This is a genomic window from Allokutzneria oryzae (assembly GCF_042429765.1).
GTDB lineage: Bacteria > Actinomycetota > Actinomycetes > Mycobacteriales > Pseudonocardiaceae > Allokutzneria > Allokutzneria oryzae.
This window is the reverse complement of sequence record NZ_JBHLZU010000008.1, coordinates 17755-44468: the sequence shown is the minus strand read 5'-3', so window position 1 is coordinate 44468 and position 26714 is coordinate 17755. Positions and strand designations below refer to the sequence as shown.

The 26714-nt window shown below is 69.0% G+C and carries 17 protein-coding genes and 1 pseudogene; 12 read left to right on the top strand and 6 right to left on the bottom strand.

The genetic code is table 11. From position 1 onward, the window contains the following. The first annotated feature begins 11 nt into the window (after positions 1–11). The 5 genes from ACFFQA_RS09730 to ACFFQA_RS09710 all read left to right on the top strand — a co-directional run bounded on the left by ACFFQA_RS09730 (position 12) and on the right by ACFFQA_RS09710 (position 14659). The gene (locus ACFFQA_RS09730; protein ID WP_377851412.1) at positions 12–8876 is read left to right on the top strand and encodes an RHS repeat-associated core domain-containing protein; all 8865 of its coding nucleotides are present in this window, start codon (positions 12–14) and stop codon (positions 8874–8876) included. Further along, positions 8854–9378, top strand: coding sequence for an SMI1/KNR4 family protein (locus ACFFQA_RS09725; RefSeq protein WP_377851411.1), 525 nt, complete (start codon positions 8854–8856; stop codon positions 9376–9378). Before ACFFQA_RS09730 ends, ACFFQA_RS09725 begins: the two co-directional genes overlap by 23 nt. Positions 9379–9406: 28 nt before the next feature. Beyond that, on the top strand, positions 9407–13834 hold the full coding sequence (locus tag ACFFQA_RS09720; RefSeq protein WP_377851410.1) for a ricin-type beta-trefoil lectin domain protein: 4428 nt from the start codon (positions 9407–9409) through the stop codon (positions 13832–13834). A gap of 97 nt (positions 13835–13931) precedes the next feature. Then, positions 13932–14279 carry a PRC-barrel domain-containing protein gene (locus tag ACFFQA_RS09715; protein WP_377851454.1) on the top strand — a complete coding sequence of 116 codons (348 nt, stop codon included), beginning with the start codon at positions 13932–13934 and terminating at the stop codon, positions 14277–14279. Continuing rightward, positions 14276–14659 carry a YsnF/AvaK domain-containing protein gene (locus ACFFQA_RS09710; protein ID WP_377851409.1) on the top strand — a complete coding sequence of 128 codons (384 nt, stop codon included), beginning with the start codon at positions 14276–14278 and terminating at the stop codon, positions 14657–14659. The genes ACFFQA_RS09715 and ACFFQA_RS09710 overlap by 4 nt, the downstream gene beginning before the upstream one ends. Positions 14660–14931: 272 nt before the next feature. Here ACFFQA_RS09710 and ACFFQA_RS09705 read toward each other — a convergent pair whose 3' ends face one another. Together ACFFQA_RS09705 and ACFFQA_RS09700 are read right to left on the bottom strand one after the other, a co-directional pair. Continuing rightward, positions 14932–15609: a TetR/AcrR family transcriptional regulator gene (locus tag ACFFQA_RS09705; protein ID WP_377851407.1), complete on the bottom strand. Its 678-nt coding sequence runs from the start codon at positions 15607–15609 to the stop codon at positions 14932–14934. Positions 15610–15874: 265 nt separating this feature from the next. Beyond that, positions 15875–15958, bottom strand: a pseudogene (locus tag ACFFQA_RS09700) (IS21-like element helper ATPase IstB); the annotation flags it as partial. 46 nt (positions 15959–16004) lie between these two features. On the opposite strand from ACFFQA_RS09700, the gene ACFFQA_RS09695 reads away from it, so the two are divergent. Together ACFFQA_RS09695 and ACFFQA_RS09690 are read left to right on the top strand one after the other, a co-directional pair. Then, a complete protein-coding gene (locus tag ACFFQA_RS09695) occupies positions 16005–16733 on the top strand; it encodes a DinB family protein (protein ID WP_377851452.1) in 729 nt (242 codons plus the stop codon). A gap of 544 nt (positions 16734–17277) precedes the next feature. After that, positions 17278–18012, top strand: coding sequence for a class I SAM-dependent methyltransferase (locus ACFFQA_RS09690; protein WP_377851406.1), 735 nt, complete (start codon positions 17278–17280; stop codon positions 18010–18012). A 175-nt stretch (positions 18013–18187) separates the two neighbouring features. Here the strand turns inward: ACFFQA_RS09690 and ACFFQA_RS09685 are convergent, their stop codons facing one another. After that, complete coding sequence (locus ACFFQA_RS09685; RefSeq protein ID WP_377851405.1) at positions 18188–18445, bottom strand: hypothetical protein; 258 nt, start codon at positions 18443–18445, stop codon at positions 18188–18190. On the opposite strand from ACFFQA_RS09685, the gene ACFFQA_RS09680 reads away from it, so the two are divergent. Together ACFFQA_RS09680 and ACFFQA_RS09675 are read left to right on the top strand one after the other, a co-directional pair. Further along, positions 18434–18700 (top strand): GNAT family N-acetyltransferase, encoded by a 267-nt coding sequence (locus ACFFQA_RS09680; protein WP_377851404.1) that lies wholly within the window; start codon positions 18434–18436, stop codon positions 18698–18700. The genes ACFFQA_RS09685 and ACFFQA_RS09680 overlap by 12 nt on opposite strands. An 80-nt stretch (positions 18701–18780) precedes the next feature. Continuing rightward, positions 18781–20013 (top strand): SLC13 family permease, encoded by a 1233-nt coding sequence (locus tag ACFFQA_RS09675; protein WP_377851403.1) that lies wholly within the window; start codon positions 18781–18783, stop codon positions 20011–20013. 12 nt (positions 20014–20025) lie between these two features. Here the strand turns inward: ACFFQA_RS09675 and ACFFQA_RS09670 are convergent, their stop codons facing one another. Next, positions 20026–21015 (bottom strand): BtrH N-terminal domain-containing protein, encoded by a 990-nt coding sequence (locus tag ACFFQA_RS09670; protein WP_377851401.1) that lies wholly within the window; start codon positions 21013–21015, stop codon positions 20026–20028. Positions 21016–21130: 115 nt separating this feature from the next. After that, positions 21131–21538 (bottom strand): MarR family winged helix-turn-helix transcriptional regulator, encoded by a 408-nt coding sequence (locus ACFFQA_RS09665; protein WP_377851400.1) that lies wholly within the window; start codon positions 21536–21538, stop codon positions 21131–21133. A gap of 83 nt (positions 21539–21621) precedes the next feature. Between ACFFQA_RS09665 and ACFFQA_RS09660 the strand changes: the two genes are divergently transcribed. Beyond that, positions 21622–22065, top strand: coding sequence for an ester cyclase (locus tag ACFFQA_RS09660; RefSeq protein WP_377851399.1), 444 nt, complete (start codon positions 21622–21624; stop codon positions 22063–22065). 131 nt (positions 22066–22196) lie between these two features. Continuing rightward, positions 22197–24698 carry an excinuclease ABC subunit UvrA gene (locus tag ACFFQA_RS09655; protein ID WP_377851398.1) on the top strand — a complete coding sequence of 834 codons (2502 nt, stop codon included), beginning with the start codon at positions 22197–22199 and terminating at the stop codon, positions 24696–24698. Here the strand turns inward: ACFFQA_RS09655 and ACFFQA_RS09650 are convergent. After that, entirely contained in the window at positions 24661–24978 is a 318-nt protein-coding gene (locus ACFFQA_RS09650) for a hypothetical protein (RefSeq protein WP_377851397.1), read from the bottom strand. The genes ACFFQA_RS09655 and ACFFQA_RS09650 overlap by 38 nt on opposite strands. A 164-nt stretch (positions 24979–25142) precedes the next feature. Here ACFFQA_RS09650 and ACFFQA_RS09645 point away from each other — a divergent pair, with 164 nt between their 5' ends. After that, complete coding sequence (locus tag ACFFQA_RS09645) at positions 25143–26672, top strand: MFS transporter (protein ID WP_377851396.1); 1530 nt, start codon at positions 25143–25145, stop codon at positions 26670–26672. Positions 26673–26714: the final 42 nt, after the last annotated feature.

Here is a 26714-nt window from a genome sequence, read left to right as displayed (position 1 = left end):
GGGGAGCTGAAGTGAGATCTGTTCGAGGGCACCACTCTGTCCTGCGGACGGTGGCGGCGGGCCTGGCGCTGACCCTGGTGGTGGGCCTGGTCCCGGCGTCCGCGGTCGATGTCCTCACCGGTGCGAGCACCACGCTGCCGTGGGGCGCTGCCACCGAGGCCCCCGTGCAGCGCAGTGGGTCGGCGACCCTCGGCGGGCACCGGGCGAGTTCGGGGTCGACCAGCGCGGCGCTCGCGTTGGAGAAGCGGAGCTCGCCGCGTCCGGCGGGCGCTGTCGCCGACCGCGAGCCCGCGCTGCCCGAGGTTCGCGGTACCTCCGTGGCGCAGCAACGGGTCAAGCCCGCTCTGCACCCCAGCGGCGACGTGCCCGCGATCGACACCGCCGCTCGCGAACGCGTCGCCGACCGCACGGCCACCACACAGACCTTCGACAACCCCGACGGGACCAGGACTCTGCGCGTCCACTCAGGGCAGTCCAGTGTGGACGCTCCTGGAGGTGGGCGGAACCTCGTTGACCTGAACCTGGTGAACTCGGCTGACGGACGACTACTGCCGAGGACCTCACCGGTTGAGGTCAGTTTCGCGCCCGCTGCCCCGGCCGACGAGCTGGTTCGGATGAACTTCGGGCCGGGCCGCTCCTTGTCCTACGGGCTGGCGGGGGCGAACCGCAGCACCGGAATCCCGGAGCGGGATCACCTCACCTACCGCGAGGTGTTCAAGGATGTCGACCTGCGCCTGTCGGCCACCCGCTCCGGGGTCAAGGAGGACTTGGTCCTGGCCTCCGCCGCCGCTCCGAACACCTACGCTTTCTCCCTGCGCCCCAACGGGATCACGCCGCGCCTGGCGGTCTCGGGTGCGGTCGAGCTGGTCTCCGGGGCCGAGATCGTCGCCGTCATCCCACCGGGGTTCATGGACGACTCCGCGCCCCAGCCGGTGCGCTCCACCGCCGTGCGCTACGAGCTCGAGCCGGCGGGCGGGGGGAGTTGGACCCTGCGAGTGGTCGTGGACCGGGGGTGGCTCACTGATCCCGCCCGGGTCTTCCCCGTCACAGTCGACCCGTCGGTGGGCCGGTACAAGGCCGACGTCGACGACACCTATGTGGCGCAGGGGAATTCAGGCAACCAGAACGACATCGAGCTGGCCACCGGCTACGTCAACGGGAAGCTGTCCCGCTCCTACCTGCGCCTGAGCTCGGCGTTGCAGTCCCTGCGCAACCAGTACATCGTCGGCGCCTCGCTGGTGGTGGACAACATCTACACCACCACCTGCAGCCCGCGTTCGGTCACCGTCTTCGAGGTGACCCAGCCCTGGGGCTCGTCGATGAGTTGGCCCGGAGCGGGCGTCGGGCAGGCTTTGGGCAGCAAGGCTTTCGCACACGGGGCCCCCGGGTGCTCCGGTGCGGCCTGGGAGGGCATCCCGCTCAACGCCGGGGTCATGACCCGCTGGACCCACGGTGCCGGTGTGCCGCACGGGTTGAGCCTGCGCGCCTCCAACGAGGCCGACCGCAACGGGATGCGCTTCGCCTCGGCGAACACCCCCAACGCGCCCTACCTCGACGTGCGCTACTCCCCGGAGGGCGCCTCCTTCGAGGTGGAATCCGCGACGCTGCCCTCGGCCACCCGGGAAGGACGACTGGTGGCCAAGGTCACCAACCTCGGAACGTCGACCTGGGCCGCGGGCGGAGGCTTCCGCTTCGGCTACGTCATCACCCGCAAGAGCAACGGCGAACACGTGCGCACCGTCCACGACTGGGCGCCGTCCGCATCCGTCGCGCCCATGAGCACCACGACCTTCGACGTGCCCGTCGCCCCGCTCACACCGGATGTCTACACGGTCAAGATGAGCATGTGGGGCCCCGACGGCCGCAGTTTCCTCGATGCCCACGAGGTGCCGTACGGGACGATGGAGCTGACCGTCCAGAACACCCCGCCCGGCAGCGACTACCAGGAACCCGGTACCGGCGCGACGGTGGAGACCCGCACCCCGACCCTCTACGCCGAACCGAAGGACGACGACAACTGGCCCGCCAAGGGCTTCACCTACCGCTTCCGGATCTGTACGGACCAGGAACTGTCCAAGGACTGCCAGGAGTCCGACTGGGGCGGCCAGACCTGGACCCCGGCGCCGCTGTCCTGGAGCCGGACCTACTTCTGGGGTGTGAAGGTGCACGACACCATCACACCGAGCCCGAGCTGGATCGGGCCGCTGGTGCTCTCCACCCGCGTGCACCAGCCGGAGATCACCTCGCACCTGGCGGGCAACCCCGAGGGCCGCAACGGCACGGGACTGGATCCCCAGATCGGCAACTACTCCACGGTGGCCACCGACGCCTCGGTGACCACGCCGGGGCCGGACCTGACCATCACGCGCACCTACAACAGCCTCGATCCCCGCGACGACACGGCCTTCGGGCGGGGCTGGTCCTCGCGGCTGGACATGCGGCTCGACCCCGACAACGACGGCTCGGGCAACGTCGTGATCACCTTCCCCACCGGCCGCCAGGCGCGCTTCGGCAAGAACCCCGACGGCAGTTTCGCCCCACCGACCGGGCAGAACGCGGACCTGGTGTACAGCACGGTCTCCGGGCACTACACACTGCGCGACGCCGCCGCCGGGCGGTGGGTCTTCGACGCTCTGGGACGTTTGGCCGAGATCATCGACTCCGCCGGGCTGCGCGAGACGCTGGAGTACGGGGCCAACGACCGCATCGCCACCATCACCAGCGAGACCAGCAAGCGAGTTCTGGGTCTGACCTGGGACGGCAATCGGGTGACCCGCGTTCAGGCACCCGCGCCGGTCGCCGGTGGCGTGTCACCGGTGTGGACCTACAGCTACGAGGGCGGGCGGCTGGTCCGGGCCTGCGCGCCCGCCGCCGGCGAGAACTGCACGAACTACACCCACACCCCGGGTTCGCTCTACCGCAGCACGGTGGTGGACAACAACCCCCGCGCGTACTGGCGCCTCGGCGACAGCAGTGGTTCGACCCTGGCCAGTGCCGTCTCCCGGCGGCCAGGGGCCGACGTGGCCAACCAGCACGGCGTGATCTTCGGCGTCGAGGGCGCGTTGGGCGGCAGCACCGACAAGGCCGTGGTCTTCGACGGCAGCGGCAGCCGCGTGGCACTGCCGGAGAAGCTGGCGAGCAAGAACCTCTCCCTGGCCGTGGAGCTGTGGTTCCGGACCACCTCCAACGGCACGCTGATCAGCTACGCCGACAAGCCCTTCCCGGAGCCGGCGACGTTCTCCACCCCGCTGCTCTACGTGGGGGTGGACGGGTTGCTGCACGGCGGGTTCTCGCTGCGCGACTCCGGCGCCGCCCGGCAGATCGTCAGCAGCACACCGGTCAACGACGACAAGTGGCACCACGCCGTGCTCTCCGGCGCCATCAACACCCAGACCCTCTACCTGGACGGGAAAGCCGTCGGCAGGCTGCCCGGCCTGATCGACCACCGGAACCAGACCAGGCTCACCCTCGGAGCGGGTTCTGGCAAGGACTGGCCCAGCACCAACGGGGAGGCGTTCCACTTCGGTGGCACGCTCGACGAGGTCGCCCTCTACACCCACACCCTCGGGCCGCTTGCCGTCGCCCGCCACCACGCCGCGGGCACGACAGTGGACAAGCTCTCCGGCATCGCCCTTCCCCAGGACGGCAAGCGGGCGGCGAGCCTGACCTACGACGCCGGCAGCGACCGGGTCGCCACGTTGCTCGACCAGCAGGGGCTGACCTGGAAGCTCGACCAGCCCCAGGTCCTCGACTCGACGGTGACCTCGGTGCTGCGCGGGCCGAGCAGTCACGGGGACTGGACCTACACCGCCGATGCCGACAACGGCGGCCGACCACTGTCCAGCTCCCACCGCGGCGCGACGAAGAAGTTCGAGTACAACACCGCTGGTTTCCTCGCGGCGACAGTGGACGAGAACGGCAACAGAACCGAGCAGACCACCGATGCGCGCGGCAACGTCCTGAGTCGGAAAACCTGCCGTGCCACGGAATCGTGTAACACCCAGTACTTCACCTACCTCAGCTCCACCGACCCGCTGGACCCACGCCGCGACAAGCTCGCCACCTCCTCCGACGCACGCTCGGAAGGCCCAGAGGACACCCGGTTCCGCACCACCTACGGCTACGACAGCCTCGGACGCCCCAGCACGCTGACCCTGCCCAAACCCGAAGGCGTCACTGTCGCGCCGCAGGAGACCAGCACGTTCTCCACCGGTTCGGAGGACGCCGTCGATGGCGGCAAAGTGCCCGCCGGGCTACTGATCCGCAGCACCGGCAAACGAGGACAGGTCACCACACGCCAGTACCGGGCCAACGGCGACCTCGCGGTCCTGATCTCTCCCAGTGGCTTGCGCACGAAGTACACCTATGACCTGGTAGGCCGTCAGCGCACCGTCACCGAGGCCAACGCCGGTGACGCGCCCCTGGGGACCACGACATACGAGTACAACTCGCGGTCCCAGGTGACGAAGGTGACCGAGCCGCCGGTGGTCAATCCCGTCACCGGAGTGACTCACACCAAGGTCACCACCAACCGCTTCGACGCCAACGGAAAACTGGTCGAGACCACCAGCGCTGACGCGACGCCACGGGCACAGGGCGGGGACGTGCCCAGGACTACGAGTTACACCTACGACAGCAGCGACCGGCTGGCCACCACGACCTTCGCCGACGGGGGGAAGGAAAGCACCGCCTACCGGGACAACGCGCTGAGCAGAACCATCACCGACGTCCGCGGCACCGCGTGGACCGAGCAGATCGACGAGTTCGGCCGTGTCCTCGCCCGCAGTGCCTCCGGAAGGGGAGTCAACCCGGAGAACCCCGCCGCGACCTCGATGGTGCTGGAGGTCAACGCCTACGACCCCGGTGGGCGCTTGTCGTCGACCACGGACGCGATGGGTCGAACCACCACCTACACCTACTACGGCGACAATCTTCTGGCCACCGTGAGCAAACGGGTGGAGAACCTCGACGGGACCACCCGCACGGTCGAGTTGGAACGCCGCGGCTACGACCCGGCCGGTCACCTGACCGAGGAAGTCACCGCAGGCGGCGTCAAAGCGGTACAGACCTACGATCCCGCGGGGCTCGTGCTCGCCAGCGTCTTCGATCCCGACGGGCTCAAGCGCAGTACGACCTTCCTGCGTGACGCCGACGGAAACCCCGTGCGCACCGAGCACCGCGGCGCGGCGGATCCCAACCGGGTGGAGAGCTCCACCTACGCCTACGACGCGCAGAACCTGCTGACGCGCCGCGATTCGCAGCTCGATGCGAACACCGTGACGTCGGCGACCAACGTCCGTGACGAGCGTGGTCTGGTGCGTTCTTCCACCGATCGCAGGGGCATCACCACCACCTTCGACTACGACGCCAACGGTGAACTGGTCCACACCATCGACCCACCGACCGAAGTCTGGGCCGCTGGAGTATCCACAAAGGACTTCAAGCGCGTGGAGACGGTCGGACGCAACACTTTCGGGGAGATCACTCACTCCCGCGACGGCGCAGGCGGAGTCACCATCACCGAGTGGGACGTCTTGGGCAGAGCTGTGGCAGGCACGCTGCCCCCTTACACCCCACCCGGCGGAAACCCGATTACGCCGACCACGCGCACCGAGTACGACCACGCAGGCAACCCGATCAAGGTCATCGACGCGCTCGGCCGAAGCACCGTGCGGACCTACGACCCCTACAACCGGCTGCTGACCACCTCGCTGCCACCAGTCGGCGACTTCCCGGCTGTGGTTACCGCCGCTTACGACAAGCTCGGCGAACTGCTCGTGGAGACCGACGCCAGCGGAGCGAGCACTCGCCACACCTACGACCAACTCGGCAACCGCCTCACCTCCACCCGCGCCGACCGCTCCTCGGGAACCACGGTCTACTACACGACAACTCACACCTACGACGACGCGGGCAACATGCTTTCCACCCGCACACCGCAGGGATTCACCACCGTCTTCACCTACAACGCGGCGGGGGAGAAGCTCACCGAGACCGACCCCACCGGCCGGACCCGGAGCTTCACCCACGACAACGCCGGACGCGATGCCGGAGGCACCGACCCCGCCGGTCTGAGCACCCAGGTGAGCTACAACCTCATCGGCCAACCCGTGCGCATGGCCCACCTGACCGAGGGAGTGCAGCGCCGGTCGACCTCCAGCGAGTACGACGGGAACGGCAACCTCACCAGACACACCACCGCAGAGGGTCGTACCAGTACCTACGGCTATGACGAACTGAACCGGCTCACCCACCAGGTCGAGCACGTCGAAGCCAACCGGACGATCACCACCGCCCTGGGCTACGACCGGCTCGGCAACCGCAGCCGTTTCGTGGACGGCAACGGCAACGCCACCGACTACACCTACACCCCGTGGGGGCAGCCGGAGTCCGTGGTCGAACCCGCGACCGCGGCCACTCCCGCCCTCGCCGATCGCACCTGGACGACCAGCTACGACGCCGCGGGCCGTGCGGTGCGGGTCGCCAAACCGGGCGGAGTGCTCACCACTCGCGAGTACGACGCGCGTGACCGGCTGGTCCTGGAACGCGGCAGCGGAGCGCAGACCCCGACCGCTGACCGGATCCTGGGCTACGACCAGGCCGACCGCGTCGTCCGCGCCAGCGGCCCCACCGGCGAGAGCACCTTCCGCTACGACGACCGCGGCAACCTGCTGGAGTCACGTGGCGCGGGAGGGGCGAGCACCTACACCTACAACGCCGACAGCACCATGGCCTCCCGCACCGACGCCTCGGGGGCGGCCAGCTTCGGCTACGACTCCGCGGCGCGCCTGACCTCGGTCACCGACCCGGTGACCGGCCGCACGGTCGACCTCGGCTACGACAGCGCGGGGCGGCGAGCCTCGGTGATCGACCGTTCAGCCGGCGGGCGGATCGGCCGCTACACCAGCTACGACCTGCTGGGCCGCCTGGCCTCCGACCGGGTCGAGCGCGTGATCAGCGTCGGCGCCCCACCCCAGGTCCTGCTCGGCACCGAGTACGGCTACGACAACGACGACAAGATCACCACCAAGAAGGCGATCAACTCCACCGGCACGGCGACCAACACCTACGGCTACGACGGAGCCGCGCGTCTGTCCTCCTGGACCGACCGCACCGGAACGGCGACGGCCTACGGCTGGGACGCCGCAGGCAACCGCGTCTCCGCCGGTGACAAGACCTACACCTACGACCAGCGCAACCGGCTCACCGAGGGAGCAGGCGCGCGCTACGACTACACCCCGCGCGGCACGCTCACCAAGGTGACCCAGGGGACGACCGTCCGCGAGTCCGCCTTCGACGCTTTCGACCGGATGACCGTCAACGGACTGGGGCACTACGGCTACGACAGCCTCGACCGGGTCAGCGACCGCAACGGCACCGCGTTCACCTACGACGGCCGCAGCAACGAAGTGGTCTCCGACGGCTCCCGGCTCGTCAGCCGCCTGCCGGACGGCAGCGCCTTCGCCGACCGTTCGGTCGCCGACCCCGCGTCGGGGCGGATGAGCTACTCCGACGCCCACGGCGACGTCGTCGGCCGCTACCTCAACGCCTCCACCGAGGGGCTCCGCGGCTTCGACCCCTTCGGCAAGGTCATCTCCTCCACGGCGGGTGCGTCCTCGCTGGGATTCCAGGGGGACTGGACCGACAGCGAGACCGGCGCGGTGAACATGTCCGCTCGCTGGTACTCCCCGGAGACAGGTCGTTTCCTCAGTCGCGACGACTGGACCCTGGACCCGAAACCCTCGGCCGCGGCCAACCGATACGCCTACGGCAACGCCGATCCCCTGGCCAACACCGACCCCACGGGCCACTACGCCGATCCGTGCGACAGCTCCGGAGGCCGTTCGGGCAAGGGCGGCAAAGCCGCGGCCCGCGGTGGGGTGTGGGGCTTCTTCATCGTCAACTTCTTCTGCAATTCCGCGCCCCTGTCAGGGGAATGCCGGTCGACGATGTACGACCAGTACGGAAACCCTTGCGGTGCCTACAAGAGAGAGCTGGATCGACGGCGTGATCGGGACAACGCCGCGCTGGACCGCAGGTGGCACAGCGAAGAAATTCGCGGCGGCCACCGCAAGATCGGCGGCCCCGGTACCTCCGGTCCTCGACCTCGGCCGGTGTTCGACCCACCGAAGCCGCCCCCGCCGCCGCAATGGGTGATCGACGCCCTCAGCCCGTTGGGGCTGCTTTCGGCGGGGTCGACGGTGGTCACCGGGATCACTGAGGTCGCAGCGACCACGGCCGCGACGCTCCTGCGGGACCTGACGATCGACTTCTTCGTCGACAGCATCAAGATCAACGAAGATGACCAGGCGGACCCCACCGGGGTTGATCTTCCCACCGACGACGCCTTCGACGAAGACGATTGCTTCGGCGGAGCGGCTAATGACAAGACCTTTAACGACCCGGTGCAGACCATCAACTACTCCGGGCCTCGACCTCGTGGGGTTCCCAAGAACGGGTCTGCCTATCGTGCCACTGGAGGCACGGCGTGCTTGGCCACGACCAACGACGCGGCTCGATCCAAGCCGCAAACCCCCTTCGGTTACGTAGCCGGGCGGCACCACCGCAGCCACCTGATCGGCCACCAGCTTCACGGAAGCAACCAACGCGACAACATCGTTCCGTTGGACAAAGACGTCAACACCCCGGACATGCTCGGTGTCGAGAACCAGGTTGCCGCCGCGGTCGACAAAGGCCAGAAGGTCTACTACCGCGTGACCGCCAACTACACCAATCGCGATGACGCGGTACCCGCGTCGGTGCACATCCGCGCGGTCGGAGACGGCGGATTCGTCTGTGACGTGACGATATACAACCCGCATCCCAGCAACGGCTATCCGAACGGGAAGAACAATGGCAGCAGACCCAGTTGTTGACGAGATCGCCGAGCTCGTCGGCTGGACGGGTACCGTGGACGCGGATCCGGCGTGGCGCGCGGTCGAGGCAGAGCTGGACGTGGTGCTGCCCGTGGATTTCAAGGCACTGATGACCCGCTTCCCCACAGGCTGGTTCGCCGGATTCCTCGAGGTGTACTCGCCCCTGGTGGTTCCCGGCGGCACCTCGGCCCTTCTCGCCGAGGTCTCCGACATGCGGGACCTGCTTGCAGAGCAACCACATCTGCCCTTCCCAGCCGAGGAATTGCTGCCCTGGGGCGGTGGGTTCGACGGGCACTCCCTGTTCTGGCACACCAACTCCGCGGATCCGGCGAGCTGGCCGGTGCTGTTCTGCGAGGCGAGTTTCACCACGTGGGGAAGTTATCCGGGGACCGCGACCGGGTTCCTCCGCGCCGTGCTCACCGGTGAGTTCACCCACCCGGTCTTCGCTGACCAACTCCACGGAGACCGTGCCGTCTTCGTTCCCGCCGACCCGAACCCGTGAATGGAATGAGATGACAACCACGCGACGAATGGCCGTTGTGACAACGGCTTTCCTGCTGGGGGCCGCGGTGGTGGCCATCCCAGCCCACGCAGCGGGCCCGCCGGGCACGGGGCATCCCGTAGCCAGTGCTCGTCCCGGAGAGGCTGCTCCCCGGGATGCCAAGGGACGCGCGCTGCTCTACCTCGACGGCGCCCAGGACACGGCGCTACGCCGGGCGGTGACCGACGCCGGGGGCGAGGTCACCAGCGGTCGTGACGGCCGAGTGCAGGCGGCCGTGCCGCAGCACCGCGTCGCCGCGCTCGCGGCGGACCCCGCTGTCCGAGACGTGCGACGTCCCGAACGTGCCATCCCGATGGCGATCACCTCCGAGGGAGTCGCCGCCTCGGGTGCCGACGCGTGGATCCGCGACGGCAAGAAGGGCGCGGGCGTCAGGATCGGCATCATCGACGTTGGCTTCCAGGGACTAGGTGACGCCCAGTCGGCGGGAGAGCTCCCCGCAACGGGAACCCGGCTCGCGGTGAACAACACCAACTGCCGCGACGCGACGAAGTTCGAGGACCACGGAACCGCCGTGGCCGAGGTCGTGCACGACATGGCACCGGATGCCGATCTCTACCTCGCGTGCATCGACGGCCCGCTGGACTTCGCCCCGGCGGCGGAGTGGCTGCAACAGCAAGGTGTTCACGTCACCACCGCCGCGGTCGGCTTCCTGACCTCCGGTCGCGGTGACGGCACGGGTGAGCCGAACAGCCCGGCGGAGGTCGTCAAGCGCACCCGCGAGGCGGGCATGCTCTGGTCGATCGCCGCGGGCAACCTGGCGGTGAACCACTTCGCGGGCAAGGCGGTGGACGCCAACGGCGACGGCTACGTGGAGTTCAGCGGTGCCACCCAGAACAACGGGTTCAACCTCGCCGCAGGCCGCAGTGCCACCGTCGGTCTGCGCTGGGACGCCTGGCCCAGGACCAACGACGACCTCGACGTCTATGTGATGAAGGGCAATCACAAGCCCACCGGTCCCACCGACCCGGACATCAAGGCATCCTCGGTGAACAACCAGCGCGACGTCGCAGGGGGAGCCCGGCCGACCGAGGAGCTGACCTTCACCAACGACGACGGGGCCGCCAAGCAGTACTGGGTCTACGTCAAGAACAACAACGCTCCCTTCACCCGGCCCTTCGAGCTCTTCGTGCACGGGCCCAGCGACCCGCTGCAGTTCGCCACCCCCGATGGCAGCATCACCGAACCCGCGACCTCGGCCTACGCCATGGCGGTGGGCGGAACCCAGCCACATTCCGGAGTTGTTGCGCCCTACAGCGGACGCGGCCCCACGGTCGACGGCCGGACCAAGCCCGACATCACCGGATTCACCGGTGTCAGCACCAGCACCTACGGCACCAGCGCGCTCGTGGGCACTTCCGCGGCGGCCGCTCACGTCGCAGGCGCCGCCGCGGTGCTGAAGTCCGCCAACCCCCAACTCGACGCCTCCCAGTTGCAGGCCGCGTTGCTCTCCCGCACCAACCCGAAGCGCTCGGACAACCTGTGGGGCAACGGAACCCTGGCACTGGGCACTCCCGACACGGTGCCCGTGGTCACCGGCCACGGCTACACGTCTCTGCCCGAACCCAAACGGACCAGCAACATCGCGCTCGCACCGAACCAGATCTTCACCGTGCCGATGCCCGACGTCCCCGCCGACACCTCCGCGGTCACGATCACCCTCACCGGTCGCACCGACCCCGGGGTGGGACCCGACATCGACTCCCGGGTCGATGTCTTCCCCGGCGACCCCACGACCTCGGGCAGCAAGGCCACCGGGTTGCAGGTCCGCAAGGGTGGGACCTTCACCTCCACGACCTTCGTCGCCACCCTCGGCAAGGACCGGGCGATCCGACTCCGGGGCGGACCCGGGCACACCTGGGTCGGAGTGGAGCTGCTCGGCTACTTCAGCGCGACCGGCGCATCGACCTACTTCGCCAGGCCCACCGCGGGCCGCGTCCTGGACACCCGCGCGTGGACGGGAGCCAGCGGAACCCAGGCACTCAAGGCGCAAACCGATCGCGCCGTGCAGATCCGGGGCGTCGCCGACGTTCCCCAGAACGCCACCGCGGTGGCGGTCAACATCACCGCGGTGGAGGCCACGGGGGAGAGCTGGCTGGGGGCCTACACCCAGAACCGCACGGGGACCGGCACGGTCAGCCCGAGCTTGCCCACCGACCGCCGCTCCAACCTGGCCATCGTCGGAATCGCCGAGGACGGCAAGATCCGCATCAGCAATCACTCGTGGGCGGGCCACGCCCATGTGATCGTCGACGTGCTCGGCTGGTTCGCTCCTGGCGCCGGGGCGCGCTACGTCGCGCTACCTGAAGCCGTGCGCATCGCCGACACCAGCACGGGCACCGGGTTGCGCAACACCGCGATCGGCCACGGCGAGACGGCCGACTTCCAGGTCGGCGGTCTGGCAGGAGTCAGCCGCGCGGCGACCGCGGTCGTGCTCACCACCACCGCGGGTGAGGACACCCAGGGCACCGAGATCTCCCTGCGCCCCACCGATCTCGGATGGTCCGGGGTCACCGACTTCGGCCTCAACAAGCTCGAAACCGCGGCCAACACCGGACTGGTCCCACTCGGCGTCAGCGGCAAGGTCGGCGTGCGCAACGAGCGGGGTCAGGCGAGGGTGGCCCTCGACGTCGCCGGCTATTTCGTCGGCGGGCGCCCGGCGCCGACCGGGACGGGCAGTTGCCCGGCGAGCAAGGGCGAGAAGGGGTTCCTCAGTGCCTTCGACGGTCGCGCGGAGACCAGCCTCGACGCGTGGCTGACCGCCGGAATGACCCCGCTGGTGTCGCAGAACTGCGAACTGATCACCCAATCCGGCAACGACGTCACCTGGTACGCGGCCCACACCTTCGGCGGTGACTACACGGTCAAGCTGGATTGGAAGTCCACCTCCGAGGCCGCGCAGTCCGGTGTGCTGGTGATGTTCCCGCACCCCGGGGCCGACCCCGCCGTTCCCGCCGCCCGTGGCCTGGAGGCGCAGATCGGGCCCGCGGGCGCCACCGGAACGGCGGCCACCGGTGCGATCACCCCGGGGCGGGGACCGGACGCCGCCGCGGCGAAGCCGGTGGGGCAGTGGAACACCTACGAGATCACCGTCGCGTGGAACACGGTGACCGTGGTGCTCAACGGTCAGAAGGTCAACCAGTTCACCACGACCGACCCCGCGAGGCTCAACGCGCACAGCTTCATCGGCTTGCAGAACCACGGAGCCTCCGCACCGGTGCACTTCCGCGACGTCCGGATCAAGCGCAACACGCCCGTGCGCTCCGGCGCGCTGGTCGGGCTGAACAACGCCTGCCTGGACGTGCCCGGTGGTGACCCGAACCAGGGCAAGGTCCAGATGTGGGGCTGCTACACCTCCCCGCACCAGGTGTGGACCTCCATCGGTGACGGCACCATCAGCAACACCGGGAAGTGCCTGGCCACCTCCGGCGCCGCACAGGGCGCCCCTGTCGGGCTGGCCGCCTGTCACGTGACGCCGGAGCAGCAGTGGGTGCAGCGCCCGGACGGCTCACTGATCAACCCCGTCTCCACCCGATGCCTCACCGCCGTGTCCTCCGCCGACGGCGGGGCCTTGCAGATCCAGGACTGCGGGACGCGCGCCGATCAGGTGTGGCGTTTCAGCGAGGACCGCGGACGCAGCGGCATGTTGGCCACCACCACCGGGCAGTGCCTCGACGTCGCCGACAACGACTCCCGCAAGCTCAGCGTCGCGGTGTGGAGCTGTAACGGCACCATGGCCCAGGTGTGGGCGCTCGCCGGCGACGCGACGGTGCGCAACGGCAGCCGCTGCCTGGACATCACCGGAGGGGCCACCGCGGCCGGCACCGCGGTGGCGCTGGCGACGTGCACCGCGGGCAGCGGCCAGAAGTGGGAGCTGCGGCAGGACGGTGCGGTGGTGAACCCGGCGTCCGGACTGTGCCTGACCTCAGCGTCGCTGGCCAACGGTGCGAAGTTCACCGTGCAGAACTGCGGGAGCGGCGCGAACCAGAGCTGGCGACTGACCGCGCCGACGTTGTGGCGTGGCTCGATCGTCGGCTGGATCGGCAAGTGCGCCGATGTCAAGAACGGCACCCCCACCAGCGGCGTGGTCTGGCTGTGGAGCTGTCACGGCGGCGACGCGCAGGTGTGGTCCTACGTCGGCACCGGCTCGATCTGGGCGCAGAGCAACTGCCTCGACGTCGCGGGTGGTGACAACGGCAACGGGATGATCATCGGCGCCTGCCAGGCCAAACCCACTCAGTCGTGGGTGCACCGTCCTAACGGGACACTCGTGTCGATCCCTTCCGGGCGGTGCATGGACAACCAGGGCGGAAACCAGGCGGAGGGTGCCTTCCTGCAGCTCTACGACTGCGTGGGCTGGCCAGCTGAGCGTTGGGCCACTCCGGTCCTCGCGAGCTAGAGATCTTTACGTGTTAGGGGGATCGACGCAAGACAAGCGAAGCCAGGAATGAGATCAGCCATGACCAGCAGAACCCAGGACAACATCACCGACTGGGCTGGCCGGCTGTCTACCACCGTCCGGGAACAAGATCGGCACCGTCGAGCAGGTCTGGCTCGACGACTGGACCGGCCGCCTGGAGTGGATCTCGGTCACCACCGGCCTGCTCGGGCTCAAGCAGTCGTTCCTGCCCGTGAAGGGGCTGCGCGGCACCCAGGGTGGCGACCTGAACAGCCCCTACGCCAAGGACCATGTCAAGAACGCCCCTCCATCGATCCCGACGGCCGGCACCTCGACGCTGACGAGGAACAGCGCCTTTACAGCTACTACGGCCTCAACTGCAGTGACCACACCGACGTCAATGCCGGTCGCGGCGCCCCCGGTCAGGCCACCGACGACGCGATGACCCGCTCCGAGGAGCACCTGCGGGTGGGCACCGAGCAGCACGAAGTCGGCCGTGCCCGGCTGCGCAAGTACGTGGTCACCGAAACCGAGCAGGTCCACGTGCCGCTCACCCGCGAGGAGGTCCGCGTCGAGCGCGAACCGATCACCGAAGCCAACCGCGAACAGCCTCTGTCCGGCCCGGAGGTCTCCGAGGCCGAGCACGAGGTCACCCTGCACGAGGAACGCCCGGTGGTCGGCACCGAGACCGTCCCGGTCGAGCGGGTCCGCCTGGAGAAGGAACAGGTCACCGACACCGAGACCGTCGCGGGTGAAGTCCGCAAGGAACGCATCGACACCGAAGGCACCGTGCGCGACGACGCCGACCACCGCCGCTCGCGCTGAACCCTCGCCGGAACCCGGCCCGCCGGCGGATCGCAGGGGACGGCGCGGCACCGGTGGTCGACTGCTTTCGGCCAGGAAGGTGGCGAAGCGCCCGGCTGGGACGGCCCAGCCGAGCGCTTCGCGTTCAGGTCGAGTCCTGGAAAGACGCTTGGCCGGACCGGCGCGACGGAACACCACACACAGGCCGGGAGCACCATGCTGACTTGACTGCCAGCCGGCGCGGTGAGCCTGGCTTGTTGGAGCTGATGGTGGTGCTCACCCCGACCCCAGCGTCAGCCGCGTCGATGGTGGGAACCAGCAGGGGGTTCGGAGGTCTCGGGCCGGGCACTGCGGATGAGCTGGCGCAGGGCGCCGTAGTAGATCTCGTCGTCGCTCATGATCGGCAGGATCGCCTCCAGATTCCCTGTCAGGGCAGGAAACTCCTGCGGGTCCAGACCTGTGATCGTCGTACGCACATTGGCGATGACGGTGTTCGGATTGCGATGGTCGACGAAACTCGCACATCCAAGGGTGAGCAGATACATTCGCCGATACGTCAGGACCGCCTCCTGCGCGCTCATCCCGACGGCGATGTTGTCGCCGACAGCGGGTTCGACCAGTCGTCGGAGCAATTGTTCACCCAGCCACGGCCGAGCGCCTCGCAACGCCATCAACCCGGGGTGCGTGGTCAGCAGGATGTAGAGCCCGGTGAACCTCGTTTCGGTCACCCGCGCCCAGTCACTGCCGGGAACGGAGTCGGGCAGGTAGGCGGCGAGGTGGTCCACGCACAGGTCCAGCAGTCCGTCCAGGTCGCTGCACCGTCGGTAGATCGTCATGTGCGAAACACCGAGATGCTGGGCCAGCGAACGGAAACTCAGTGCGCCCGGACCTGCGCTGTCCAGGATCGCCAAGGCTGTCTCGGCAATGCGCTCAGGCGTGACGCGGTCAAGCGGATAGGGCTGCCTAGGCATGCGAGACACAGTAACGCGTGGGGAAGTCGTTGGTGCGCAGACGTTTTCGATCTCCCGGCCAGGCCGTTCACGTCCTGGCGTCGCCCGACGTCGGCGAACCGGATGCCCACCGTGACCGGGCAGCCCGGCAACAGGCGCTGCCGTCGGCCACCGCCGATGCTCGTTCTCCCTTCGCAGAGGCGGATTGTGCGCGGTGCGACACGCAAGGCGCTCTGTCCACACTGCTCGTTCGACCACGCACCAGGAGGAGGACGCGGAAGTGATCAGTCTTGGTCCATCCGGAGAAGGATTCGTTGGAGGCGATCGCGACGCTGTTGCGTTCTTCGCGCTCGGTCAGGACCTGGAAGAGGCCAAATCAAGCCGGGGAGGCCGGCTTGTCGGTGCTCGGACCTAGTATGCGGAGCATGACGCGGTATGTCGACGAGGATCTGCACGGTGCGGAGTTCCGCGAGTGCGATCTGACCGGGGCACGCCTGATCGGCGTCGTCATGCAGGATGCCGTGATCGACGGGCTCATCACCAACCTCGTGGTGAACGGTGTCGAGGTCACCGAGTACGTCGAGGCAGAGCTCGACCGGCGTCATCCGGTGCGGGTGCTGATCCGCTCCGAGGACCCTGCCGATCTGCGTGAGGCATCGCGTCAGCTCCATGCCGGCTGGGCCGCCACGATCGAGCGCATCCGCCGTACGCCCGGCATCGAGCGCCGCAGCGTTAATGACGAGTGGACGGCGGTGCAGACGATGCGCCACCTCGTCTTCGTCCACGACTCGTGGTTCCGCCGCTGCTGCCTGGGCTCGAAGGAGCTGTTCACGCCGATGGGCATCGGGACGACCGTCGAGCCCTACCGTGGAGCGCACGGGCTTGACCTCTCGCTCGATCCGTCCCTCGACGAGATCGTGAGCGTGCGTGACGCACAGGCCGCCGAGCTCGAGGCCTGGCTCGACGAGGTCACCGCTGTGCAGCTCGCAGCGCGAGCGCCGGTGCCCGACGACGACGTGTGGCCGCCGTACGCCCGGGGCCGCCTGGTGCGGCAGTGCCTCGGCACGGTGCTCAACGAGACCTTCGAGCACCTCGGCTTCTGCGTCCGCGACCTCGACCTGATCGAGGCACAGGACGCTGAGTAGGGCCGGCGACGGACTCAGCATCGTGCGGATGCGGGCATCGCTGACCGTCGGCCGGATGAGCAGACATGCGTCGGTTATCGCCAGTTCGGTGTCGCTGACTATGACGAGATGACGGGGCGAACGTCATCGGTCGCCACGGCGACCCGGCACACCGTGGCTTGGGAAGGGTGTGCCGACCTGACCGAGTCCGCTCGCATTCACCGCAGGATGCTCGCTCAACATCACTCGATCAACTGACAACTATGTCTGCACTAGCGCCGGTGACACATAGGACCTGTAACTGGTGACAACTATCGCTGGAATCCACGAACAGAACACCAGATCGCCACGACTCATGGTGGCAACTGTCTCCTGTAGTCACATGCGTTCGAGCTGGGAAGCGGATGCCGGTTACCGATCAACAACACTCAATGCGGCCCGCTCGCTGTCTGATGGGTGGAGTAGCTGTCGACCTGGGCTGACGGGACCGCGTTGCCCGAGCGGGCGACTGGTGGTCGAGATGATCTCCTGGCATCCTGATCGATCGCTCGGCAGTATGGGAAACATGCCTGCCGATCCCAAGAGTTCCACCGACGTGGCCGTGGAAAACGACTACGACAGCTTCGCCGAGGCGTACACGGTCGAGAACGACACCAGCCTCCTCAACGCCTACTACGCGCGGCCCGCGATCGTGGACCTGGCCGGGGACGTGGCGGGTCGGCGGATTCTCGACGCCGGGTGCGGCTCCGGTGCCGTGTCCGAGGCGCTGCGCGACCGGGGCGCCGTCGTGGCCGGCTTCGACCGCAGCGCGAAAATGGTGGAGCTGGCCCGGCAGCGGCTCGGCGCCGACACGGACCTTCGGGTCGCCGACATCGGCCAACCGCTGCCGTATCCCGACGGCGCGTTCGACGATGTCATCGCGGCCCTGGTCCTGCACTACCTGGAGGACTGGACCGCCCCGTTGGCCGAGTTGCGGCGGGTGGTGAAGCCCGGTGGTCGGCTGATCGTGGTCGTCAACCACCCCATCATCTTCAAGATCATCCATCCCGAAGCCAGCTACTTCGCCACCAGCAAGTGGTCCGACGAGTGCACCTTCAACGGCCAGAAGGCCGTGCTCACCTTCTGGCACCGGCCGCTGCACGCGATGACCGACGCCTTCACCGCGGCCGGCTTCCGCACGGCCGTCATCAGCGAGCCGCCCCCGGCGCCGGAAGCCCGCGAACTCTTCCCCGACGAGATGGCGAGGTTCCCCTCCGGGGCCTTCCTGAGCTTCCTGTTCTTCGTCCTGGAAGCCGTCTGACCGCGGCGCGGCGTGTGGGTGGTCCGGCGATGCCGCCGAGTCCGGTGGTGCCGCTGGGATCACGCCTTTGACTGGGACGAAGTCGTGCTGGCTCGGTGACCACAGCTCCCTCATCGGGAATCACGAAGAAGAAGGTGACGGGGGATCTGAGTCCTGCGGAGAGGCTGCGGTGTGGCTAGTGGTGGTAGGCCGTCGCGACCCATTCGCGGATGATCGCTTCGAGTTCGTCGAGGAAGAAGAACGCGTCCGCCTCGGGAGTCGACCCGCGAGAATGGACGTCCGGGCCCTTGCAGCCCGGCAGCGCCTGCAACAGATTTTCCCGCAGGGTGCGGAAAAATCGCTCCACCGGCCCCTTGTCCCGGCCCGTCCGCAACCTGGCTGGCTGTATCGAGATCCCCATCCGACGACACACGCTGGTCAGATGCTCCGACACGTAGATCTTGCCTTCGAGGGATTGGTCGCGGCCGAGGCGTCCTCCAGCGCGTTCGTCGACAACGCGGCTTCCCTGGCGGTCTCGCGCAAGCTCGGTTACGAGGAGGTCGGCACCTCGCGCCAGGTCGTCCGCGGAGCGCTCGCCGTCGAGCACCGGCTGCGGATCACCGACGGGGCCTGGCGGAGCCGCCGCGCGACCGAGGTCACCGTGCACGGGCTGGCCCCGTGCCTGCCGCTGCTCGGCACAGCCTCGTAGGTATCCGGCTTCCCCCAGCGGTGTGCCAGGATTCCGCTCGCGTGGGGAGGTGCGTTCTGTCCGGCTGGGTCGCTGAGCTCGTGTCCGTTGCTGTCCTTCTGGTGGTGTTGATCGTCGCGGTGATGCGGCCCCGGGGTCTGCCGGAGGCGGTCGTCGCCGTCCCCGCTGCCGGGCTCGTGCTGGCCGTTGGTGCGATCCCCGTGCCCGAGGCGTGGTCCGAGGTCACCCGCCTGGCGCCCGTCGTCGGGTTCCTCGCGGCGGTGCTGGTGCTGGGACGGCTGTGCGAGGAGGAAGGGCTCTTCCAGTACGCCGGAGCGCTGGTGGCCCGTGTCAGTGCTGGTCAGCCACGCCGGTTGCTGCTGGCGGTGTTCGCGGTCGCGGCGGTGATCACCGTGGTGCTGAGCCTGGACGCGACTGTCGTGCTGCTGACGCCCGTGGTGTTCGCGACCGCCGCCCGGCTCGGGATCCGGTCGAAGCCGCACGTCTACGCCTGCGCGCACCTGGCGAACTCGGCTTCGCTGCTGCTGCCCGTGTCCAATCTGACCAATCTGCTCGCCGTCGCGGCCACCGGCATCTCTTTTCTGCACTTCACCGCTCTGATGGCACTGCCTTCGGTGATCGCGGTCGCTACCGAGTACCTCGTGTTCCGCCGCTTCTTCTCCGCCGACCTGAGCGCTCCGCCCCGCACCGGGGAGCCCGCGCCGCCCGTGCCGACGCCGATGTTCGCACTCGTCGTGCTCGGGCTGACCCTGGCGGGCTTCGCGGTCACCTCCCTGGTCGGGCTCAGCCCCGGGTGGGCCGCTTCGGCCGGAGCGCTCACGCTGGCCTTCCGGGCGCTGCGGCGTCGGCGCACCACCGCGTTCGCCATCGTGCGCGCGGCGAACGTGCCCTTCCTGGCCTTCGTGCTGGCGTTGGCCGTCGTGGTCCGAGCCGTGGTGGACAACGGCCTCGCCACCGCACTCGGCCATCTCATGCCCACCGGTTCCTCGCTGCTCGCCCTGCTGCTCGCGGCCAGCATCGCCGCCGTCGTGGCGAACCTGATCAACAACCTGCCCGCCGTGCTCGTGCTGCTGCCCCTGGCCGCCGTCGCCGGGACGCCGGTGGTGCTGGCCGTGCTGATCGGCGTGAACCTCGGCCCCAACCTCACCTACGTCGGCTCGCTGGCCACCCTGCTGTGGCGGCGGATCGTGCACCAGCACGACATCCAGCCCGACCTCGGCGAGTTCACCCGGCTCGGCCTGCTCACCGTCCCCCTGTCGATCGCCCTCTCCGTCCTCGGCCTCTGGCTCGCAGTCCTCACCGTCGGCGCTTGACCCCCGGACCGCTCATGCGGCGCGGACGGTGCTCAGGACCTGCATGGCGCGGCGCTCCCGAGAAGCGAGGTCGGTGAGGATCTCCGATGCGCGCCGCAGAGCGGATGCGTCACTGCGAGCACCGGCCGCGGCGATGTGCTCGGAAACCTCCGTCCACAGCGGAGCGATCTCGGCGTAGAGCTGGTGCCCGGCACGGAGGTTCTCGTCGTCCACGAGCGACGTGCTCTCGGCGAGGAAGTCGCGGTACAGGGCGCGGAACAGCGCCCCTCCGGTCCCGCCGCGTTCCATCAGCGTCGCGGCCAGAGGCAGATCGCGCGCAGGCGAAGCGGCGCGGTCGAGCCAGCCGAGCACCTGGCGCGCGGCCTTGCCGATACCCCTGTGGCCGAGGTTGGCGATGGGCGGGTTGAGGAACGCGTGGGCATTGGCGCGCACGGACTTCCGGATCGCCTCGCCCAGTGCGGGTCGACGCTCGGAGGCGGTCACGGTGAAGGAGAGGTTCCGCGCGGTCATCGGACCGCGCTCGCCACGGGCGCGTTCCAGGCTCGCGAGCGATGTCGTCACGGCGCCGCCCTGCTGAGCGGTGTCGATCAGGTGCGCGCGGGCGTCGTCGTAGCCGTACATCGCGACGAAGTGGCCGCCGAAGTGCACCTTCGAGGTGAAGTACTCCAGGTGGTAGCAGTCCAGCTGGAGTCCCACGGGGCGTCCGGAATCGAGGGCGTCGGTGACGTTCTGCCAGGCCTTGCGGGTGGAGCCGGTCTCCTGGACGTGCAGCTGGAGACCGAGCCGCTCGGCAACCGTCCTGGTGATCAGGGTCGGCTTCACGCGCCCGCCGAGGAACGGGAAGTCCATGTTCTTCGCGTCCCAGTAGACGAAGCCGAGCCCCTCGCCGAGGCCGAACAGCATCGGCTCGGACAGCTCGATCCCGTCGTGGCGCAGCAGCGCGCCGAGCGCGGTGGTCTCGCAGTGCTGCCCGGAGGGGAACGAGACGTTCTCGATGATCATGTGCTTCCTGCTCTGCTCGTGGCGCCGGTCCGACGGGTACCAGGCTCGACCCTCCCACTGGGAGAGAGTCAACACCCGCACCGCACCGCAGTGGGGCAGGCGCACCGTCGGCGCCTCAGGCGGTGAAGTGCTCGGCCACGCTGGCGAGCGCGCGGGTCGCGGCGGCCAGCTCCTCGGGGGAGAGCCCGCCGAAGAGTTGCTCGGCCAGCTGGTCGGCGGCCTTCTCCATGCGCGCCACGGCCGTGCGGCCCTTCTTCGTCAGGTCGACCCAGATCGCCCTGCGGTCGTCGGGGTGCGAGCCGCGCGCGACGAACCCGGCCTCCTCAAGCGCGTCGACCAGTGTCGTGACGTTGCGCGGCGTCACCTCCAGCGCGTCGGCCAGTTCGCGCTGGGTGAGCGGGGCGCGGGCGGCCACCCCCCACAGCGCCTTGGCCCTGGCCTGGGTGAGCCCGTCGGCGCGCAGCGCGGTGGTCATGTCCTCGGTGATCAGCTCCGTTGCCCGCAGCAGCATGTCCAGTGTCACGCGGGGTGACAGCGCTCCGGAGGACGGTTCGCGGAGAGATGATGTACTATGTTCATCATGTTTCATATTCACCATGCTACCGCGTGGTGGTCACGAAGGAGGGAACCGACATGGACGCCGTCGCCGAGAGGAACATGGCCGCGATGCGCACCGCGTACGAGACGCTGGTGAGCGGGGACCTCGAAGCCTGCGTGGAGATGCTGACCCCGGACTTCGTCGCCAACCTGCCCGGGCTGCCCGAGCCGGTCCGCGGCAGGGAGGTCTGGCGGATGGGGGCCGAGGCCATGCTGAAGGGCTTCCCGGACCTGCAGATCGAGGTCGAGCACATGACCGCCGCCGGTGACCAGGTCGCCGTCCGCGCTCGCTTCCGCGGTACGCACAACGGTGAGTTCAACGGCGTTGCGGCCACCGGGCGCTCGGTGGACTTCTGGAGCGTCGAGTACTACCGCTTCGCCGACGGCAAGGTCGCCGAGGAGTGGGTCGCCCCTGACATGGGCAACCTGATGAACCAGATCACCGCCCAGTGATCTCATCCAGAAGAGCCGCCCGCGCCGAGCCGTCTCCGGTGCGGGCGGTCGCACGCGCTCAGCGGCGGCGCGGCCGGAGCTGAACGAAACGCTGACACGGGTTGTCAGGTTTCGCGGCGACGATGGTCGCCGTGAGAAGCGTTGAGAAGAGCGAGTCGATCGAAGTGGTCGGTGCTCGCACGAACAACCTGCGAGACGTGTCCGTGCGCATCCCCAAGGGGAACCTGGTCGCCTTCACCGGGGTGAGCGGCAGCGGCAAGACCTCGCTCGCCGTGGACACGCTGCACAACGAGGCCCAGCTGCGGTACCTGGAAGGGCTTTCGCCGTTCGTGCGCCAGTACATCACCCAGCGGAACCGGCCGAAGGTGGACCGCGTGCTCGGCCTCGGCGCGACACTCGCGGTCGACCAGCGCCGCCTCAACCGCAACCCGCGCTCCACGGTCGCGACGATCACCGGCATCGACGGACACCTGGGGCTGCTGTACTCGCGCCTGCCGGGCATCGACGGGGACGCGCACCTCACGACCTCGCACTTCGACCGGAACACGCCGGAGGGCGGCTGCTCGGAGTGCCACGGCGTCGGCGGGCGCTGGCAGGCGCGCGAGGAACTGATCGTCACGCACCCCGAGCTGCCGCTGTTCGAGGGCGCGTCGCCGTGGTTCGAGAAGTGGCGGTCGGGCGAGCACGCGTTCGTGCCCGCGCTCGCGGAGAAGCGAGGAGTGGACCTCAGCCGGCCGTGGCGGTCGCTGCCCGAGGCGTTCCGGCACTCCGTGCTCCACGGCACCGGTGACGAGAAAGTCGTTGCCTCCGTCGACATTCCGAACAAGCACGAGACCGCGCAGATGACCTTCACCTGGAACCAGCCGCTGAAGGGCGCGCTGGCCGAGGTGGAGCGGGTGTTCGTCAACGCCAAGACCTCCAGCGCGAAACAGCGCTACCTGCGGTACATGCGCAAGCAGCCCTGCGAGGCCTGCGCGGGCAGCGGTTACGACGTGGCGGCGCGCTCGGTGCGGCTCGGCGGGCTGTCCTACCCGGAGTTGATCGAGGTGGAGGTGCGGCGGGTCCGCGAGTGGGCGCGGCGCGTCGCCGACGAGCTGGACGAACGGCGGCGCGAGGTGGGGGAGCCGCTGCTGCAGGACCTCGACCGCAGGCTCGGCATCCTCGACCGGCTCGGCCTCGCGCACCTGCAGCTGTCCAGGAGCGCGGCGACGCTCTCCGGCGGTGAGCTGCAGCGGACCCGGCTCGCCGCGCAGCTGAGCACCGAGCTGAGCGGCATCGTCTTCGTGCTCGACGAGCCCGGGAACGGGCTGCACCCCGCGGACAAGGCGCAGCTGCTGGACATCGCGCTCGAACTGCGCGAGGCGGGCAACACGGTCCTGCTCGTCGAGCACGACCCCGAGCTGATCGCCCGAGCCGACTGGGTGATCGACATGGGCCCGGGCGCGGGCAGGCTCGGCGGCGAGGTCCTGGTGTCGGGCCCGCCCGCCGCCGTCGCCGAACACCCGCGGTCGCTCACCGGCCGCTACCTCGCGGGAGCCGGACCGCGCCTGCGCCGAACCCCGCGCCCGGTGCGGGAAACCGGTTGGGTGGAACTGCGCGGTCTGCACGCGCACAACGTGATCGCCGAGCACGTGCGCTTCCCCGTCGGCCGTCTCACCTGCCTGGCCGGGGTGAGCGGCAGCGGCAAGAGCAGCCTGCTCAGCGCGCTCGGTGCGGGCGTCACGGCCGCCCTCGCCGGAACCGAACCGCACAACGCCCCGACCGACGTGGTGGGCGAGGTACGCGGACTCGACGGCTTCGGCTGGGTCGCCGTCGTCGACCAGGAGCCGCTCGGACGGACGCCGCGCTCCAACCCGGCCACCTACAGCAAGGCTTTCGACGTCGTGCGCAGCTTGTTCGCCGCAACGGACACCGCGCGCGAGCGCGGGCTCACCGCGTCCTGGTTCAGCTTCAACACGGCGGGCGGCGGGCGCTGCGAGACCTGCACCGGCTACGGGCGCAAGCTCGTCGACATGCACTTCCTGCCGGACGTGTGGGTGGCCTGCGACGCGTGCGAGGGTCGCCGCTACCGGCCCGAGGCCCTGGAGATCACCTACCAGGGCCTGGCCATCGACCAGGTGCTGGAGCTGACCGTCGCCGAGGCCGTTGAGCGCCTCACCGAGCCGCGTCAGCTCGCCGAGACCCTGGGCGCGCTGAACCAGGTCGGCCTCGGCTACCTCCAGCTCGGCCAGAGCGCCACCGAACTCTCCGGCGGCGAGGCACAGCGGCTGAAGCTGGCGTCGGCGATTCAACGCGGAGCCGCCGGGCGCGCAGCCGGGCTCGTCGTGGTCGACGAACCCGTCTCCGGCCTGCACCCCTCCGACGTCCAGCGCGTGGTCGACGCGCTGGACGTTCTGCTCGACTCCGGCAACACCGTCGTCGTCGCCGAACACGACATCCCCGTCGCCGCGTCCGCGGACTGGGTCATCGACCTCGGCCCCGGAGCGGGACCCGACGGCGGCGCGATCCTCGCGGAGGGCACGCCCGAGGTCGTCGCGTCGGCCGACACCCCGACCGCGGTGTTCCTCCGCCGGTACGCGGCCGGTCAGCCGCTGCTCAGTGCCAGCCCGCGCAGTGGAACACCCGCTCCTTGATGCAGGCGCGCCACTTGACGTCCCCGCCCATCTGCGTCCAGGTCTTGCCGTTGTCGAAGGGGCGGTCGAGCCACACCCACTTGTCGAAGGTGTCCTGGCCCGAGACGTAGTCCTTGGGGATGTAGTTCAGCCGGACCTCGTGGCCGTAGGGGAGCCCGACGCCGTCGACGCGGTGCTGTTCGAACAGACTGGTCGGCCAGGTCCGAAACGACGAGGCGGACTCGACCAGGCCGGTGAACCGCGCCGCGCTCTCCGCGTGCTGATGGGCGGGGCTCGTCATCTCGGATTCCCCTGTAGTCAACCGTCAGGTTGAATAGCAAGGTAGGTGGGGTGCGCTCACTGGTTGAGCACGCGGGTTCTCCGAGTTTTCGGCCCCGATGTCGATTCAGGCCACCGCGGTTCGACGTAGGAGTGACAGGGTCGAACGAGCTGTGGGAGTTGAGGATGAGGGCAGGACGACGTGAGTGGTGGGGGCTGGCAGTGCTGGCACTGCCGACGCTGCTGCTGTCGCTGGACATGAGCGTGCTGCACCTCGCGGTCCCGCACCTGGCCGCCGATCTGCGGCCGAGCGGCACCGAGCTGTTGTGGATCATCGACATCTACGGCTTCATGATCGCCGGTTTCCTGGTCACCATGGGCACCCTGGGTGACCGGCTGGGGCGGCGGAAGCTGCTGATGATCGGCGGTGCGGCCTTCGGCCTGGCGTCGATCGCGGCGGCTTTCGCGACCAGTCCGGAGATGCTGATCGCCGCGCGGGCCGTGCTCGGGATCGCCGGGGCGACGCTGATGCCGTCCACGCTGGCGTTGATCAGCAACATGTTCCAGGACGCCAAGCAGCGCGGGACCGCGATCGCGGTGTGGATGAGCTGCTTCATGGGCGGCATGGTGATCGGGCCGGTGGTCGGTGGAGTGCTGCTGGAGCACTTCCAGTGGGGCTCGGTGTTCCTGATGGCCGTGCCGGTCATGGTGCTGTTGCTGGCCACCGCGCCGAAGCTGCTGCCGGAGTACCGCGACACCGCCGCCGGACGCCTCGACCTGGCGAGTGTGGTCCTGTCGCTGGGCGCGATCCTGCCGTTCGTCTACGCGCTCAAGGAGACCGCCAAGGACGGTGTGTCGGTGCTGAACGTGATCGTGCTCGTCGTGGGCGTGGCGGTTGGTGTGGTGTTCGTCCGCCGTCAGCGCGGTCTGGCCGACCCGATGCTGGATCTGCGCTTGTTCCGGGTGCGGGCGTTCAGCGCTGCGGTGAGCATCACGCTGGTCGGCGCGCTTACGATGGGCGGTGTTTTCCTCCTGGTGAGCCAGTATCTGCAGATGGTCGCCGGACTGTCCGCAGTGGAGGCCGGGCTCTGGTTGGTGCCCCAGGCCGGTGCGGTGGTGGTCGGCTCGATGATCGCGCCTCGGCTGGCGCGGCGCTGGCGGCCGGAGTTCGTGCTGGGCTTCGGAATGCTGATCGCGGCTGGCGGCATCGCGCTGTTCACCCAGGCCGCAGGCGCGAGCGGTGTGGCGTTCGTCGTGGTGGGCATGTCGATCGCGGGCTTCGGCATGGGGCCGCAGGGCGTGCTGTGCACCGAGATGGTCGTGAGTTCCGTTCCGCCGCAGCGGGCCGGTGCAGCTTCGGCGATGTCGGAGACCAGCGCCGAGTTCGGGATCGCCATGGGAATCGCGGTGTTCGGCAGCATCGGCACTGCCGTCTACCGCGACCAGATCTCCGTTCCCGCCGATGTCCCCGCCGAGGCCGCTGCTCTGGCCACTGACAGCATGGCTGGCGCGCTCCAGGCTTCGGGCGCCTTGCCCGCTTCTCTGGCCGACGATGTCCTCGCCACCGCGCGGGATGCCTTCTCCGCCGGACTGCACACGGTCGCCGGCATCGGAACCGTGCTCGTCGCGGTCTTCGCGGTCGCGGGCATGATCGCGCTGCGCAAGACTCGCCCGGAGACCGCCGCCGAGCCGATTCCCGTTCTGCGGAACCACTGATCACGGCAACGGATTCAGGCAGCTGTGAAACCTTCGCCGCAG